The following is a 13,516-nucleotide window of genomic DNA, read 5'->3' on the forward strand; positions in this document are numbered from 1 at the left end:
GGCTGCGTCGGGTCCACCCAGGCTGGCGCGGTCGGCGGAGGATCGACAACCACCGTCTCTGACGGTGTTGATGAGGGCTCCGGCGCGGGCTCCGGCGCGGGCTCCGGGGCAGGTTCCGGCGCGGGGTCGGGGACCGGAGGCGGCAGCACCGGATCCGGTTCCGGTGCCGTTGTCGGCACAGCCGGAACACTCGGTTCCGGCTCGGGGGCGGGAGGTTGGGGAGTGGTGCCTGGCTGTGGAGCCGCGGGCGGCTCGGGGGTTCCCGTCGGTCCCGGGGCAGGAGTGTTGGTGCCGTCGTCCGGCTTCGATCCCGGGCCCTGCCCGGCATCGACGGCCGGCGTGGATACGCCTCCCGGGCGAGTCGACGGTTGGCCGTTCGGCGTCGTCGTCACCCGGTCCTGCGCGTAGGTCACCTGGTCCTGAGCGAAGCCCGCGGTGCCGCCATAGCCCGGTGAGCCTTCCGTGCTCGGAGCCGCTGCGCCGGAGGACGTTGCAGCTGAGTTCTCCCAGAAAACCACGGGACTCATGCCCGGCTGCGCCGGTTCAGCCGCCATCACGGAATTGGCCGGCCCGGCCCCTTCGCTTTCCTCCGGAGCTCCCCCGGGTACGTAGCCGTTCCGCTCCCCGGCGCTGCCTTGGGCGACGCCCGGTTGGGAACCGAACAGGCCGAATTCGTGAGGGCTTTGGGCGGCGGTTGCCGTCAACGCCGTGAGGGCGGCGACCGCCACTGTTACGGCAGCGGCGCGCATGGCCAGCACGGGTTTCCGTGCGGTGCCGGCGCCTTCCACCGCGGACGCGGCGTGGGCGTGGACGTGTGGTTGCGGTAAGGCGCGGCCTTCGACTGCGACGGCTTCCGGCACCGGCCGGGGCTCCGGATCGGCAGCGTGTCCGGATGGCACCGCGAGCCTGTTTCGGGCCGCGAAGTACGCTGCCCCCAGGCTGATGGCGGCCTTCGGGTCCGCATCCACGGCGAGGGGACGCTTCAGTTCGGCGGACAGCAATTGGGCAACCAAGGGGATGCGGGACGAGCCGCCAGTCAAGAGGACGGCGGTGAGGTCCTCGGCAGCCACTTGCGCTGTGTCGAGAGCCCGGCGCAGGGAGTGGAGCGTGTCCCGCACCAGCTCCTCGATCATGCCCTCAAATTCGGACCGCACCAGGCGGACGCCTGTCTGCAGCTCCGGCAGCAACACAGGGATTGTTGCCTCGGAATCGGCCGAAAGCGCTTCTTTGGCTTCCACGCATTCCCGCCGGATACGGTCCAGCGCCACGCGTGCTTGCGTGGAGGTGGGGTCCACCGCGCTCAGCCCGCCGTCCAGGCTGGCGACGACGTGCGCGAAGACGACGTCGTCGACATCAGCTCCACCCACCCGCTCCAAACCTTCCGGTTTGCCCAGCAGCGTGAATGAGGCTGCGTCACCCTTGTGCAGGACTGCCGCGTCGAAGGTACCGCCGCCGAAATCATAGACGGCGACCAGACTCCCCGTGCCCACGCGGTTCTGGGAGGCGTAATGGAGGGCGGCTGCTTCCGGCTCGCTCAACAACATGACGTCGGCGAGCCCGACGCCGGCCAAGGCGTCACGGATCAGTCCGGTCTTGTAGTCACCCCAGCTGGCCGGATGCGACACCACTACCGCTTCCGGAGCTTCGCCTTCACGTTCCTGGGCGCGGTCTACGACCCACCGGACCACGGCGGCGAAAATGTCCTCAGGTGCGACAAACAGGTCTCCGACCATCATCGGCACCGAGTCGCCGATCCGCCTCTTGAATTCTCGAACCACCCGGTCAGGGGACGTCGTGCCCCGCCGTTCGGCTGCCTCTCCGACCAGAACTGCGCCGTCTTCGCCTACATAGATCACCGACGGCACGGCCGCCGCACGTGAACCCAAGTGGACAGCCTGCGGCTGCTGAGGCTTTCGGTCTCCGCTCCCGTATCGCGCTGTCGCTGCTGCCGTGAAACTTGTGCCGACATCGACACTCAGTACATAAGCCATGAATCCCCTCAGGTACGTCCAGCAAAGGAACGTCCCCCACCGCTTCTTTATACTGTCTCCAGAGTCATGCTCTGATTCCCCCTAGGCGGGCGGTATCCATCCGCCCGTGTCCCCATGAAGCCGCTGCGAAATGACGCCCTCAGCCGCCGCCAACCGCAGTTCCCCACACTTGGATCCGGCGTCCTTCAGAAAGCCGTTCCGTTACATTCAGCCTAGGAGGGGTGACGTGCTTAGACAAGGGAATGGATCCCCCGTATAACAAGCATGAGCAACACGAAATTTTGGTGAATGGTTTAGTCCTTCGACGGCCTATTTCCGCGATTTTGCGCCTCCCTGGTGATACATATGCGAAGTCGCGTACCTTGCTTCGCCTAGTCCCTCAATGGGTAGACCGTGAAGCGATCACGGCCGGTGCATACAATGATTTCCTGTCCATCCGACCCCGGAGCACCATGAAAAATAAATACGGCGAATCCGGTTTCTTACGGACTTATGGCGTGTTTTTGCGCGGCATCAACGTTGGAGGCGTCCGGATTGCCATGAAGGACTTGCAGCGGGTCCTCACCGAAGCCGGTTTCGGGCAGGTGGAGACCGTCCTCGCCTCGGGCAACGTCATGCTGCGCGCGGAGACCCAAGACCCCGGCGTGGTCAAGCAAAGAGTCGAAGCGAGCTTGCGGACGGCTTTCGGCTACGACGCCTGGGTCATCGTCAAGACTCCCAGCGAGCTGGCCGCCATCGTCGAGGGCTACCCGTTCACCCCGGCCGACGACGGCGTTCCCCGGCACGCTTACGCGGTGCTCACCACGGGTGAGGATGTTGTGGAACAACTGCTCGAGGACTGCCCGGAACTTTCGCCCGAAGAACGGGCGTCTCCGGGGGGCGACGTCCTGTACTGGGAGGTGCCCAAAGGCAACACTTTGGAGTCCAAACTGTCCAAGCAAATGGCCAAAACAATGTACAAGCCGGTGACGACCACCAGGAACCTCAACACGTTGCACAAGATGCTGGCCAGGTTCCGCACGGAGGGCTGAGGCGGCCCCTGCTACCGGGGGAGGAGTGGAACCGCCCGAACTCATCCTCCCGGCGGATAGCCGCGGCGCCGGTGCGATTCTAGACTCGTGCTTGTTGCGGCCTTTGTTATGGCCGGCGGCCGGGCACGGCCAAGGAAGGGGGATCCTATGCTGTTCGACTCGGTCACGTGGATATCGGCTGCCGTCTGTGCCGGTCCATTTGCCCTCTTCCTGGCGGTCGGAGCGCTGGTCAGCATCGGGCGGAGCAAACGGAAGCGGTCGGCGAAAGCCGGCTGGTCCCTGCTGGTGCTCGCGGTGCCCATCCTTGGCCCCCTGGCGTGGTTCCGGACGGCATCGCGCCGGGCCGCCGCTCATACGGCCCAGCCGGACACCGGGCCGGTGAAGCAGGCGACGGGGCCCCTTGTTCCCTAAAGGCCCGCCCGCGAAAACGGCCGGCGGTTCCGCGGGACGGATGGAACGTGTCCCGCCGGGTATCGGTCCATGCAGTATCCGTGTTGGACGCGCCTCCGCGAAGGTCCTTACTCTTCTGGCATGACTACCCGTACGGCCGTGCGCGCCGCTGCTTCCACACCCTCCAACGGCCGGCAGGTCCTTCAGGTTGGACCGGTGAACCCCGTTGTCACCGCCGCCTTGGCGGATGAGTTCGGCGCACTGTTGCTCCCGGACGGCCCGGAACGCGGCGATTTCCTGCTGCGGCACGCCCCCGGCATCCGCGTGGCGGTGTGCTCCGGCCGCCATGGTGTCGGCTCCGACCTGATGCGCCGGCTGCCGAACCTCGAAGCCATCGTAAACTTCGGCGCCGGCTACGACGCCACCGACGTCGAGCAGGCAAACGAACGCGGCATCCACGTCAGCAACACCCCGGATGTGCTCACCGATTGCGTGGCCGACACCGCGCTGGCCCTCTATCTGGATGTACTGCGCCGAACCAGCGCCGCCGACCGGTTCGTCCGCCTCGGCGGATGGGCCTCAACCACGTCCTACCCACTGACCACGCGGGCCTCCGGCAGAAAGGTCGGCATCCTCGGCCTGGGCCGGATCGGCCAGGCCATCGCCAAGCGGCTGGAAGCGTTTAACTGCGAGATCCACTACCACAGCCGCCGCGCCGTCGAAGACTCGGGCTACGCGTTCCACTCCTCCCCCGCCGAACTGGCCGAGGCCGTCGAGGTGCTCGTCATCGCGGCTGCCGGAGGACCGGAGACGGTGAACCTGGTCGACGCCGGGGTGCTGGCCAAGCTCGGCGCGGGAGGCTACCTGATCAACATCGCTCGCGGCACCATTGTGGACGAACATGCCCTGGTCTCCGCCTTGGCCGGAGGACGCCTGGCGGGCGCAGGGCTGGACGTCTTTGCCGACGAACCGCATGTGCCGGCCGAACTGATGGAGCTGGAGAACGTGGTCCTGTTACCGCACATCGGCAGCGGCACCCGTGAGACCCGCGCCGACATGGCCGCATTGACATTGGAGAACCTGCGCAGCTACCTGCGCGACGGCTCGTTGGTAACCCCGATCGGCTAACCCCGTGCCCGGCCCGGCGCCGGGAAATCCGGGGGGGGTTCGACGCGGGGTAAGACCGGGGTTGGCTCTGGCAAGCGTCACCCTGGAGCAATACTTGTATGACAAGTGCGCGACTTGTACAATCAGTCGCAGTAGCCATCCCCGCGTAAGGACCGCCATGCCCTACACCGCCGATGCCATCCGGCACGTCAAGCTCTCCACTGCCACGCTGCCGCTGGCCACGCCCATCTCTGACGCCAAGGTCTTTACCGGGCGCCAGAAGCCCATGACGGAAGTCGTCTTCCTCTTTGCCGAAATCACCACCGTGCAGGGACACGAGGGCCTGGGCTTCAGCTATTCGAAACGGGCCGGCGGCCCGGCGCAATACGCCCACGCGACGGAAGTCGCCGAGGCGATGCTCGGCGAGGACCCCAACGACATCGCCAAGCTCTACAACAAGCTGCTTTGGGCAGGCGCGTCGGTGGGCCGGTCCGGCGTCGCCACCCAGGCCCTGGCCGCGCTCGACATAGCGCTCTACGACCTCAAGGCCAAGCGGGCAGGGCTCCCGCTGGCCAAGTTCCTCGGCGCGCACCGGGACTCGGTCCGGACCTACAACACCTCCGGTGGCTTCCTCAACGCCTCCATCGACGAGGTCAAGGACCGCGCGAGCCGTTCCCTTGCCGACGGCATTGGCGGCATCAAGATCAAGGTCGGCCTGCCGGACTCGGCCGAGGACTTGCGCCGTGTCGCCGCGGTCCGCGACCACATCGGCGACGGCGTGCCGCTGATGGTGGACGCGAACCAGCAGTGGGACCGGGCCACCGCCCTCCGGATGGGCCGCCGCCTGGAGCAGTTCGACCTGGTCTGGATCGAGGAACCGTTGGATGCCTACGACGCCGAAGGCCATGCCGCGCTGGCCGCTGCCCTGGACACCCCGATTGCCACCGGCGAGATGCTGGCCTCGGTGGCCGAACACGAACGCCTGATCGCCGCCCGCGCGTGCGACATCATCCAGCCCGACGCTCCCCGGGTCGGCGGCATCACGCAGTTCCTGCGCCTGGCCACGCTGGCGGACCAGGCCGGGCTGGACCTCGCGCCGCACTTCGCGATGGAGATCCACCTCCACCTGGCCGCCGCCTACCCGCGCGAGCCCTGGGTGGAGCACTTCGACTGGCTGGACCCGCTGTTCAACGAGCGCCTCGAGACCCGCGACGGCCGGATGATCGTCCCGGACCGTCCGGGCCTCGGCTTCACCTTCAGCGAACAGGCGCGCGCCTGGACCACGGACAGCGTGGAGTTCGGCCGCGCCTAGCCTTATCCCCTGACGACGACGGTGCCGCGCACCGTCGTCGTTCCCCTCTCACCCTGCCCTAGAGAAAACGGGAGCGATTGTTGAAACCGAACCTGACGGTCACCTTGGTTGACGACCTGCGTCGGCGCATTGTCGACGGCGATATCGCTCCCGGCGACAAGCTGCCCAGCGAGAACACGCTGATCGCAGAGCACGGCGTGAGCCGCACAGTGGTGCGCGAGGCCATCACCCGGCTGCAGGCGGAGGGACTTGTGCATACCCGGCGCGGCAGCGGGAGTTTCGCGCTGACGCCACCGGCGGAAGCGGAAGGCCCCCGCGGCCTCCGGCCCGTGCGGACTCTGGAGGACCGGAGGGCGCTGGTGGAGTTCCGCACCGGCGTGGAAAGCGAAGCCGCTGCCTTGGCCGCCGTCCGGCGGACCGACAAGCAGTTGGCGGCCCTGCGCGCCGCAAACGCTGACTTCTCTCGCTCCGGTTCCAACCCGGCCGCGGCCTTATCCCACGACTTCGAGTTTCACCGCACCGTCGCCGAGGCCAGCGGCAACCCCTACTTTCTGGATGCGATCGCGGCCCTCGGCCCGGCCATGATTGCCATGCCCCGCTACCGGCTGGAGGCCAGCGGATCCGAAGCCGAAACGTCCCGCCTCTCGGCCGTGGCGTCCGAACATGCGGCGGTGCTGGCCGCAGTGGAAGCCGGCGATGCACTGGCCGCGGCTGCCGCCATGCGCACCCACCTGGTCAATTCGCGGCTGCGGTTGGAGAGCGAATCCGGGCACTGATTACCCCGGGAACTGCACCCGCCGTAAGGTCACTGGGTCCGGATACGGAACCGGCAGCAGACCAAAGTCTGCTGCCGCTTCGCTGTTGCGGGGGTGAACCGGCTGTGGCTACTCGGCTGCCTTGACGGCCAACACCGGCCGGTCTGCCTGCAACAGGATGCGCTGAGCGTGCGAACCCATGATGAATTTGCCCACCTGCGTGCGCTGGCGCAGACCGATGACAATGAGCGAGACCTCGCGTTCGCTGGCGAGCTCAAGGATCTCGTCGGCCAGGTCGTCGCGGTGGGTGGGGCGAAGCACTTCTGCGGCCACGCCCGCCTCATTGGCTGCCGACTTCAGGCGGAGGAGGTCGTTCTCCGACGCCACGGTTTTATCCACCAGCACCCCTTCACGGGTGGAGTTGACGATCAGCAGGTCTTCACCGCGGAGCTTGGCTTCCGCGATGGCGGCGGACACGGCTGCCTCTCCCACGGGGGTGGGTACATAGCCGACGAGGATGCTCATGCGTTCTCCTTGGTTTCGGTGCGAGCTTGGGTACGGGAGTTTTTCCGGCGCTCTATGGCGGACTTGACCATCGGCCAGACAGCGACCAGCACGAACAGAACTACCAGCGTGCCGGAGATCGGCCGGCCCATGAATCCGGCGACGTCTCCGTCGAGCACCAACAGCGAACGCCGCAAGCTGGACTCGAGCAGCGCACCGAGCACGAAGGCCAACACCAGCGGTCCAGGCTCGAATCCGAATTTTTTCATCAGGTACCCGACGGCGCCGAAGAGGACCACCAGCAGCACGTCGAACATCGAGTTGCGGATGGTGTAGGCGCCAAGCAAGGTGATCAGTGCGGTGATCGGAGCGAGGATGGCGGCGCGCACCCGCAGGATGCGGACGAACAAGCCGACCAGCGGGATGGACATGATCAGCAGCAGGATGTTGCCGATGTACATCGAGTTGACCACACCCCAGAACAGATCCGGGTTCTCGACAATGAGCTGCGGGCCCGGGGTCACGCCCTGAATGAGCAGCGCGCCGAAGATGATCGCCATGGTGGCATTGGCGGGAATACCCAAGGTCAGCAGCGGAATAAAGGAGCTTGTCGCCGCGGCGTTGTTGGCGGTCTCCGGACCGGCAACACCCTCCACGGCGCCCTTGCCGAAGCGTTCCGGGTTCTTGGCGCGCTTCTTCTCCACGGCGTAGGCGGCGAGCGAGGAGATCGTGGCGCCGCCGCCAGGCAGGATGCCCAGGAAGAAGCCGAGCACAGAGCCGCGCCCGATAGCCCCGGCCGACTGCTTGAGGTCCTTCTTGGACGGCCAAACGTTTGCCACTGTTGCCGGCGCTTGGGCCGCGCGGTGGCGTTCTTCCAGGTTGTAGAGAATCTCGCCGACGCCGAACAAGCCCATGGCCACCGGGACAAAGTCGATGCCGTCGGCCAGACTCAGGTTGCCAAACGTGAAGCGTTCGGCACCGGTGAAAATGTCGCGGCCCACGGTGGCCAGCAGAAGTCCGAAGGCGGCGGCGATCAATGCCTTGATTTTGGCGCCGTTGCTGATCGTGGCGACCAGCAGGATGCCGACCATGGCCAAGGCTGCGTACTCGGGCGGGCCGAAGTCCAATGCGAAGCCTGCCACCAGCGGGGCGAGGAAGGTCAAACCGATGATGGCCACCGTGCCGCCGATGAAGGAGCCGATGGCGGCGATGCCCAGCGCCGTTCCGGCTTTGCCCTTCCTGGCGAGCTGGTAGCCGTCGAAGACGGTGACGACGGAGCTGGCTTCGCCCGGAAGTCGCAACAGCACCGAGGTGATAGTGCCGCCGTATTGTGCGCCGTAGAAGATGCCCGCCAACATGATGATGGCCGTGACGGGCTCGATCCCGTAGGTCAGCGGCAGCAGGATGGCGATGGTGGCTGCCGGACCGAGGCCAGGCAGTACGCCGATCAGCATGCCGATAACAACGCCCAGCAGGCAGTACAGCAGGTTGGAGGGCTCTAGGACGACGCCGAAGCCGTCCATGACCGGTTGCAGGAAATCCATGCGAGAACCTTTGGATCAGTGGGCGAGGGTGGGGCGCGAGGGTCCCACGTTGGCGGCAAAGCCGACACCGTGGGAGTGCACAACCCGCTAGAACAGGTGGGGAATCGACGTTCCCAGGGCAAGGATGAAGATGGCGTAGAACGCGGCAACAATCAGCAGCGAGTAGATGATGGCGCCACGCCAGGATTCACCGCCGAGGAACTTCATCCAGACCAGGCAGAGGAGCAGTGCAGGGACCTCGAAGCCGATCAGCGGCATCAGCAACACCATGATCAGCAGGGTCGCAAACCCAATGGCCGCAAGCCAGGACAGTTTGGAGAATTTTTCCCCGTCGCGGCCCCCACGCCGCCCAACAACCAGTTGGGCGAGCGCGAGGACAGCGATGATCAGGCTGACCACGAACGGCCACATGCCGGGCCGGGGCTGGGAGGGCGTTCCCAGCCCCAGACCGAGCGACATGACGAGCCCCGCCACGCCCAGCGCGAGCACCACGAGGGATGATGCGAGGTTGGCAATGGGCCCTGCCGGCGGCGCGGCCTCGGCTTCCCATTGGGCAGCCAGTTCCTCCGGTGTCAGGTCATCGTCGACGACGTCGACTGACTCAGTGCCTTCTGCTGGCGTCTCGCGGTGGGGCGTCATGGTTTAACTCGATTCGCTGTGGAGGCCGGACGGCCTCACGTGGGTGTTGCTACTCGCCGGCCAGCGAGATGTCGTACTTCTCGGTGAGCTCCTTGTACTTGGCAGCCAAGTCGTTCCACTGCTGGACGACTTCCTCGCCGGAGATTTCCTTGGGGGTCAGCATGTTCTTCTCGTTGAAGGCCTTGTACGTGTCGGTGGCCTGGGCGGCCTCGACCGACTCGACCAGCTTGGCCTTCACATCCTCGGGCAGTCCCTTCGGGGCAGCCAGGGCGCGGTACTGGGAGACCGGGACTTCGTAGCCTTCTTCGATGGCGGTGGGGACGTCCGGCAGGAAGGTGTTGCGCTCGTCGGAGAAGACAACGATCGGCTTGACTTTGCCGGCGTCGATCTGCGGCTTTGCTTCACCCAGCTGGATGGTGGCCAGCTGGACCTGGTTGCCCATGACAGCGGTCAGCGCGGGGGAACCCGAATCGAACGGCACCGCGGTGCCCTTGATCTCGGCCTGGGCGAACAGGATGGCCTGGGACAGCTGCGAGCCGGTGCCCACGCCGGTGGTGCCGAAGGTCAGCTTCTTGGAGCTGTTCTTGATATCGTCCAGGTTTTCAAAACCGGATTCGGCGCTGGCAACCAACACGTAGTCGTCCTGAGAGAGGCCCTTGATGACATCCAGGTCGTCAAGGCTGACGGCTTCGTCTTCAGATACTGCCAGCGGAGTGATCGTGATCAGCGAGGCATTCAGCAGGACGAGGTTCTGTCCGTCGGGCTCCATTGCCGCGACTTCCTGCGTTGCCAGGGCGCCGTTGGCACCGGGCTTGTTCACCACCGGAACAGCGACGCCGAGCTCGTCGGCCATACCTTCGGCCGCGGTGCGCGCGATCAGGTCGGTCGACCCGCCCGGAGCTTGGCCGACGGTCAGAGTAATGGGGCCGTTGGGGAAGCTGTCCCCCTCGGCGGCAGTGCCGCCCCCAACGTTGCCGCCGCAAGCGGTCAACGCCAGCGCAGCAGAGGCAGCGGTCAGACCTAGAACGGTCCGGCGGATGGAGAGTGCTTTCACTTCGGGCTCCTTGCTCGATGAACAGCGATGTTCGAACGGGTCTCGGCCGTGACCCGACTCATATGAGACAGGTCACTAGTGGCTCGGACATCGAGCTTAGAAAGAGACTATGATGCATGTCCAAGCCCATTAGTGCATTGAATGATACTTGAAAGGCATCATGTTCACCCTGGACCAGGCCCGAAGTTTCATCGCTGTCGCCGAAGAGTTGCATTTCGGCCGCGCCGCCGAACGGCTGAGCATGACCCAGCCCCCGCTCAGCAGGCAGATCCAGAAACTGGAGCGCAGCATCGGCGTCGAACTCTTGGAGCGGGACAACCGCAAGGTGGCATTGACCGCCGCCGGACACGCCTTTCTCTCCGAGGCGCGGAAGCTGGTGGTGTCGGCAGACCGGGCGCCCCGAACGGCACGCCGCATCGCCGCCGGCCGGGCGGGTGAGATCCGGATCGGCTTCACTGCCGCCACCGCCTTCAGCGTACTCGGACCCCTGCTCGCCGAGATTGCACTGGAACTGCCCGATGTCGACGTCGAACTCGAGGAACTGGTGACCGGGGAGCAGGTTCAAGCCATTATGGACGGCGACCTTGATCTGGGGCTGGCCCGCCCGCCCTTCGACACAGACCTCTTCGAATCGCACCTGATGCTGTCGGAAAACCTGATGCTCGCAGTTCCCAGCGGGCACCCGCTGGATCAACTGGCACGTCCGCTGGCCGTGGCCGACCTCAAAGACGTGCCGCTCATCATGCATTCACCGATCAAGGCGCGCTATTTCTACGATCTGGTGGTGCGCCAAATCCCGATCGAGCACGGCAACGTCGTGCACACCGTCAGCCAGATCCTGACCATGGTGGCGCTGGTGGCGGCCGGCCGAGGTGTGGCCTTCGTGCCCGAATCGGCACAACTGCTGGGAGTCGATGGCGTCAGCTACTTGCATCTGCCCGAACTCGCGCCGGACTCGGTGGAACTGCATGCCATTTGGAGCCGGAACTCGCACAACCCCGCGCTACGCAGGATGCTGGAGAGCGTGTGGGCCAAAGCCTCCTAGCTGCCAGCCGACCACCACCGCGTCTCCGAACGTCAATACTCTTAGTGCATCAATCCATACAAAAGAGGGCTTGGACAGGCATCACGTTGTCTTCCTAGGGTGGAGCCAACGCATTCAACCCGCCGCCCGCGGCACCATCGCAAAGGAAGATGCACGTGGCCCAGTACACGCCCCATGAACTCGCAGACAAGCTCAAGGACGGGCTGTTGTCATTCCCAGTGACGGCGTTTGATGCGGAGTTGAACATCGACGAAGCCGCCTACCGCAACCACCTGGACTGGCAGTCCAGCTTCGATGTCGCAGGCCTGTTTGCCGCCGGCGGCACCGGCGAAGGCTTCAGCCTGACTCCGGCCGAGTCCGCCCGCGTGGTCCGGATGGCCGTTGAGGAAGCCGGCAGCCGGGTTCCGGTGCTTGCTTCGGCAGGCGGCTCCACCGCCCAAGCCATCCAGAACGCCAAGGACGCGGAGGCCGCGGGAGCCGAGGGCCTGCTGCTGCTGCCGCCGTACCTGACCGAATGCGACCAGGCCGGCCTGCTGGCGCACGTTTCGGCCGTATGCGCCGCCACCAACATCGGCGTCATCGTCTACAACAGGGCGAACGCCATCTACGCCGCGGACACCGTGGCGGCCCTGGCCGACCGGCACGCGAACTTCATCGGCTTCAAGGACGCCCTGGGCGACATCGAGCACCTCACCAAGGTCTACGCCAAGAACGGCGACCGGCTGTTCTACCTGGGCGGGCTGCCGACGGCTGAGACCTTTGCCCTGCCGCTGCTGCAGCTGGGCATGAGCACCTACTCCTCGGCGATGTACAACTTCGTGCCGGAGTTCGCCCTGGATTTCTACCGCGACGTCCGCAACCAAGACCGCGATGCCGTGACCGAGAAGCTGAACCGCTTCGTGCTCCCCTACCTGGACATCCGCGACCGGGTTAAAGGATACGGTGTATCCATCGTCAAGGGCGGCCTGAAGGCCGTCGGCCGCGACGCAGGCTTCGTCCGCCCGCCGCTGCAGGACCTGACCGAGAAGGACATCGCCGACCTGTCGGCCCTGATTGAGGCCGCCGGCATCCGCCCGGCAGACGTCCGGCAGAACGCCTAGGTTCCACGCCAGGGAAGCGGCCGCCCTCCACGGGGCGGCCGCTTTCCGCCCAGCAGCCACCGCAGACCATCCCCAGTCCAGAAGGAGCATCCGATGCCCAGCACGCAGACAACTCTGACAGGCCATTCGATCATCGCCGGCGAAGCCGTGACCGGTACCGGCGGCACTGTCAACGGTTTCGATCCTGCCACCAACGAAGTCCTCGAACCGGCCTACAGCCTGATCGACGCGGCCCAGCTGGCGACCGCCACTGCCGCGGCGGAGGAAGCTTTCGCCTCCTTCAGCACGCTGGAGCCGGAAACGCATGCCGCCTTCCTGGAGAAGATCGCCGAGAACATCGAAGCCGTCGGTGACGAGCTGGTCGAACGCGCGATGGCCGAAACCGGTCTCCCCGCTGCCCGGCTGAACGGGGAGCGCGGCCGCACCACCGGCCAGCTGCGCCTCTTTGCTGCAGTGGTACGCCAGGGCGACCACCGTGGTGTGCGCATTGATCCGGCCCAGCCGGACCGCCAGCCGATGCCGCGGGCGGACATCCGGCAGCGCAAGGTCCCGCTGGGCCCGGTTGCCGTCTTCGGTGCGAGCAACTTCCCGCTGGCCTTCTCCACCGCCGGCGGAGACACCGCCTCCGCGCTGGCCGCGGGCTGCCCGGTGGTGTTCAAGGCCCACAACGCCCACCCGGGCACCAGCGAAATCGTCGGTCATGCCATTGCCGACGCCGTCCGTGACGCCGGCCTGCACCCGGGCGTGTTCTCCCTGGTCTACGGCCCAGGCGCCAGCATCGGGCAGGCACTGGTCGCCGATCCGGCCATCAAGGCCGTCGGGTTCACCGGGTCCCGCTCCGGCGGCACCGCACTGGTGGCCACGGCCGCGGCACGGCCGGAACCCATCCCGGTCTACGCCGAAATGAGCTCGATCAACCCGGTCTTCTTCTTCGACGGCGCGCTCAAGGGCGACCTGGACGCCCTGGCCGCGGCCTACGTCGGCTCGGTCACCGGTTCCAGCGGCCAGCTGTGCACCGCTCCCGGGCTTGCCTTCGTGCCCGCC

At 66.2% G+C, this 13,516-nt stretch carries 13 protein-coding genes; 8 read left to right on the top strand and 5 right to left on the bottom strand.

All coding sequences use genetic code 11. The features are described from left to right. Positions 1-1,886: Hsp70 family protein (locus tag AC5RUJ_RS04145; protein ID WP_494155619.1), on the bottom strand; the 1,886-nt coding region annotated here is incomplete at its 3' end. A 557-nt stretch (positions 1,887-2,443) separates the two neighbouring features. On the opposite strand from AC5RUJ_RS04145, the gene AC5RUJ_RS04150 reads away from it, so the two are divergent. From AC5RUJ_RS04150 to AC5RUJ_RS04170, 5 genes are all read left to right on the top strand, one after another. Continuing rightward, on the top strand, positions 2,444-3,022 hold the full coding sequence (locus AC5RUJ_RS04150) for a DUF1697 domain-containing protein (protein ID WP_494127572.1): 579 nt from the start codon (positions 2,444-2,446) through the stop codon (positions 3,020-3,022). A 147-nt stretch (positions 3,023-3,169) separates the two neighbouring features. Then, complete coding sequence (locus tag AC5RUJ_RS04155; RefSeq protein ID WP_494127573.1) at positions 3,170-3,433, top strand: PLD nuclease N-terminal domain-containing protein; 264 nt, start codon at positions 3,170-3,172, stop codon at positions 3,431-3,433. Between the two features lie 120 nt (positions 3,434-3,553). Continuing rightward, positions 3,554-4,540 carry a 2-hydroxyacid dehydrogenase gene (locus AC5RUJ_RS04160; protein WP_494076472.1) on the top strand — a complete coding sequence of 329 codons (987 nt, stop codon included), beginning with the start codon at positions 3,554-3,556 and terminating at the stop codon, positions 4,538-4,540. 157 nt (positions 4,541-4,697) lie between these two features. Continuing rightward, entirely contained in the window at positions 4,698-5,831 is a 1,134-nt protein-coding gene (locus AC5RUJ_RS04165; protein WP_494013725.1) for an L-talarate/galactarate dehydratase, read from the top strand. A gap of 80 nt (positions 5,832-5,911) precedes the next feature. Then, entirely contained in the window at positions 5,912-6,607 is a 696-nt protein-coding gene (locus AC5RUJ_RS04170) for a FadR/GntR family transcriptional regulator (protein ID WP_494127706.1), read from the top strand. A gap of 108 nt (positions 6,608-6,715) precedes the next feature. Here AC5RUJ_RS04170 and AC5RUJ_RS04175 read toward each other — a convergent pair whose 3' ends face one another. The 4 genes from AC5RUJ_RS04175 to AC5RUJ_RS04190 form a co-directional block, all read right to left on the bottom strand. Continuing rightward, positions 6,716-7,111 carry a universal stress protein gene (locus AC5RUJ_RS04175; protein ID WP_494000865.1) on the bottom strand — a complete coding sequence of 132 codons (396 nt, stop codon included), beginning with the start codon at positions 7,109-7,111 and terminating at the stop codon, positions 6,716-6,718. After that, positions 7,108-8,634: a tripartite tricarboxylate transporter permease gene (locus AC5RUJ_RS04180; RefSeq protein ID WP_494000866.1), complete on the bottom strand. Its 1,527-nt coding sequence runs from the start codon at positions 8,632-8,634 to the stop codon at positions 7,108-7,110. The genes AC5RUJ_RS04175 and AC5RUJ_RS04180 overlap by 4 nt, the downstream gene beginning before the upstream one ends. Positions 8,635-8,721: 87 nt before the next feature. After that, positions 8,722-9,273: a tripartite tricarboxylate transporter TctB family protein gene (locus AC5RUJ_RS04185; protein WP_494076475.1), complete on the bottom strand. Its 552-nt coding sequence runs from the start codon at positions 9,271-9,273 to the stop codon at positions 8,722-8,724. A gap of 49 nt (positions 9,274-9,322) precedes the next feature. After that, positions 9,323-10,327 carry a tripartite tricarboxylate transporter substrate binding protein gene (locus AC5RUJ_RS04190; protein ID WP_494013724.1) on the bottom strand — a complete coding sequence of 335 codons (1,005 nt, stop codon included), beginning with the start codon at positions 10,325-10,327 and terminating at the stop codon, positions 9,323-9,325. A 160-nt stretch (positions 10,328-10,487) separates the two neighbouring features. Between AC5RUJ_RS04190 and AC5RUJ_RS04195 the strand changes: the two genes are divergently transcribed. From AC5RUJ_RS04195 to AC5RUJ_RS04205, 3 genes are all read left to right on the top strand, one after another. Further along, the gene (locus AC5RUJ_RS04195; protein ID WP_494076476.1) at positions 10,488-11,372 is read left to right on the top strand and encodes a LysR family transcriptional regulator; all 885 of its coding nucleotides are present in this window, start codon (positions 10,488-10,490) and stop codon (positions 11,370-11,372) included. 155 nt (positions 11,373-11,527) lie between these two features. Beyond that, entirely contained in the window at positions 11,528-12,472 is a 945-nt protein-coding gene (kdgD, locus tag AC5RUJ_RS04200) for a 5-dehydro-4-deoxyglucarate dehydratase (protein WP_494000869.1), read from the top strand. A gap of 93 nt (positions 12,473-12,565) precedes the next feature. Continuing rightward, positions 12,566-13,516: aldehyde dehydrogenase family protein (locus AC5RUJ_RS04205; protein WP_494155620.1), on the top strand; the 951-nt coding region annotated here is incomplete at its 3' end.

It is taken from the genome of Arthrobacter sp. Y3223164, from assembly GCF_059091005.1.

Excerpts from the sequence above, each read along its gene's own strand:
- AC5RUJ_RS04150 (WP_494127572.1), top strand. The coding sequence starts at position 2,444 with ATGAAAAATAAATACGGCGAATCCGGTTTCTTACGGACTTATGGCGTG.
- AC5RUJ_RS04155 (WP_494127573.1), top strand. The coding sequence starts at position 3,170 with ATGCTGTTCGACTCGGTCACGTGGATATCGGCTGCCGTCTGTGCCGGT.
- AC5RUJ_RS04160 (WP_494076472.1), top strand. The coding sequence starts at position 3,554 with ATGACTACCCGTACGGCCGTGCGCGCCGCTGCTTCCACACCCTCCAAC.
- AC5RUJ_RS04165 (WP_494013725.1), top strand. The coding sequence starts at position 4,698 with ATGCCCTACACCGCCGATGCCATCCGGCACGTCAAGCTCTCCACTGCC.
- AC5RUJ_RS04175 (WP_494000865.1), bottom strand. The coding sequence starts at position 7,111 with ATGAGCATCCTCGTCGGCTATGTACCCACCCCCGTGGGAGAGGCAGCC.
- AC5RUJ_RS04180 (WP_494000866.1), bottom strand. The coding sequence starts at position 8,634 with ATGGATTTCCTGCAACCGGTCATGGACGGCTTCGGCGTCGTCCTAGAG.
- AC5RUJ_RS04185 (WP_494076475.1), bottom strand. The coding sequence starts at position 9,273 with ATGACGCCCCACCGCGAGACGCCAGCAGAAGGCACTGAGTCAGTCGAC.
- AC5RUJ_RS04195 (WP_494076476.1), top strand. The coding sequence starts at position 10,488 with ATGTTCACCCTGGACCAGGCCCGAAGTTTCATCGCTGTCGCCGAAGAG.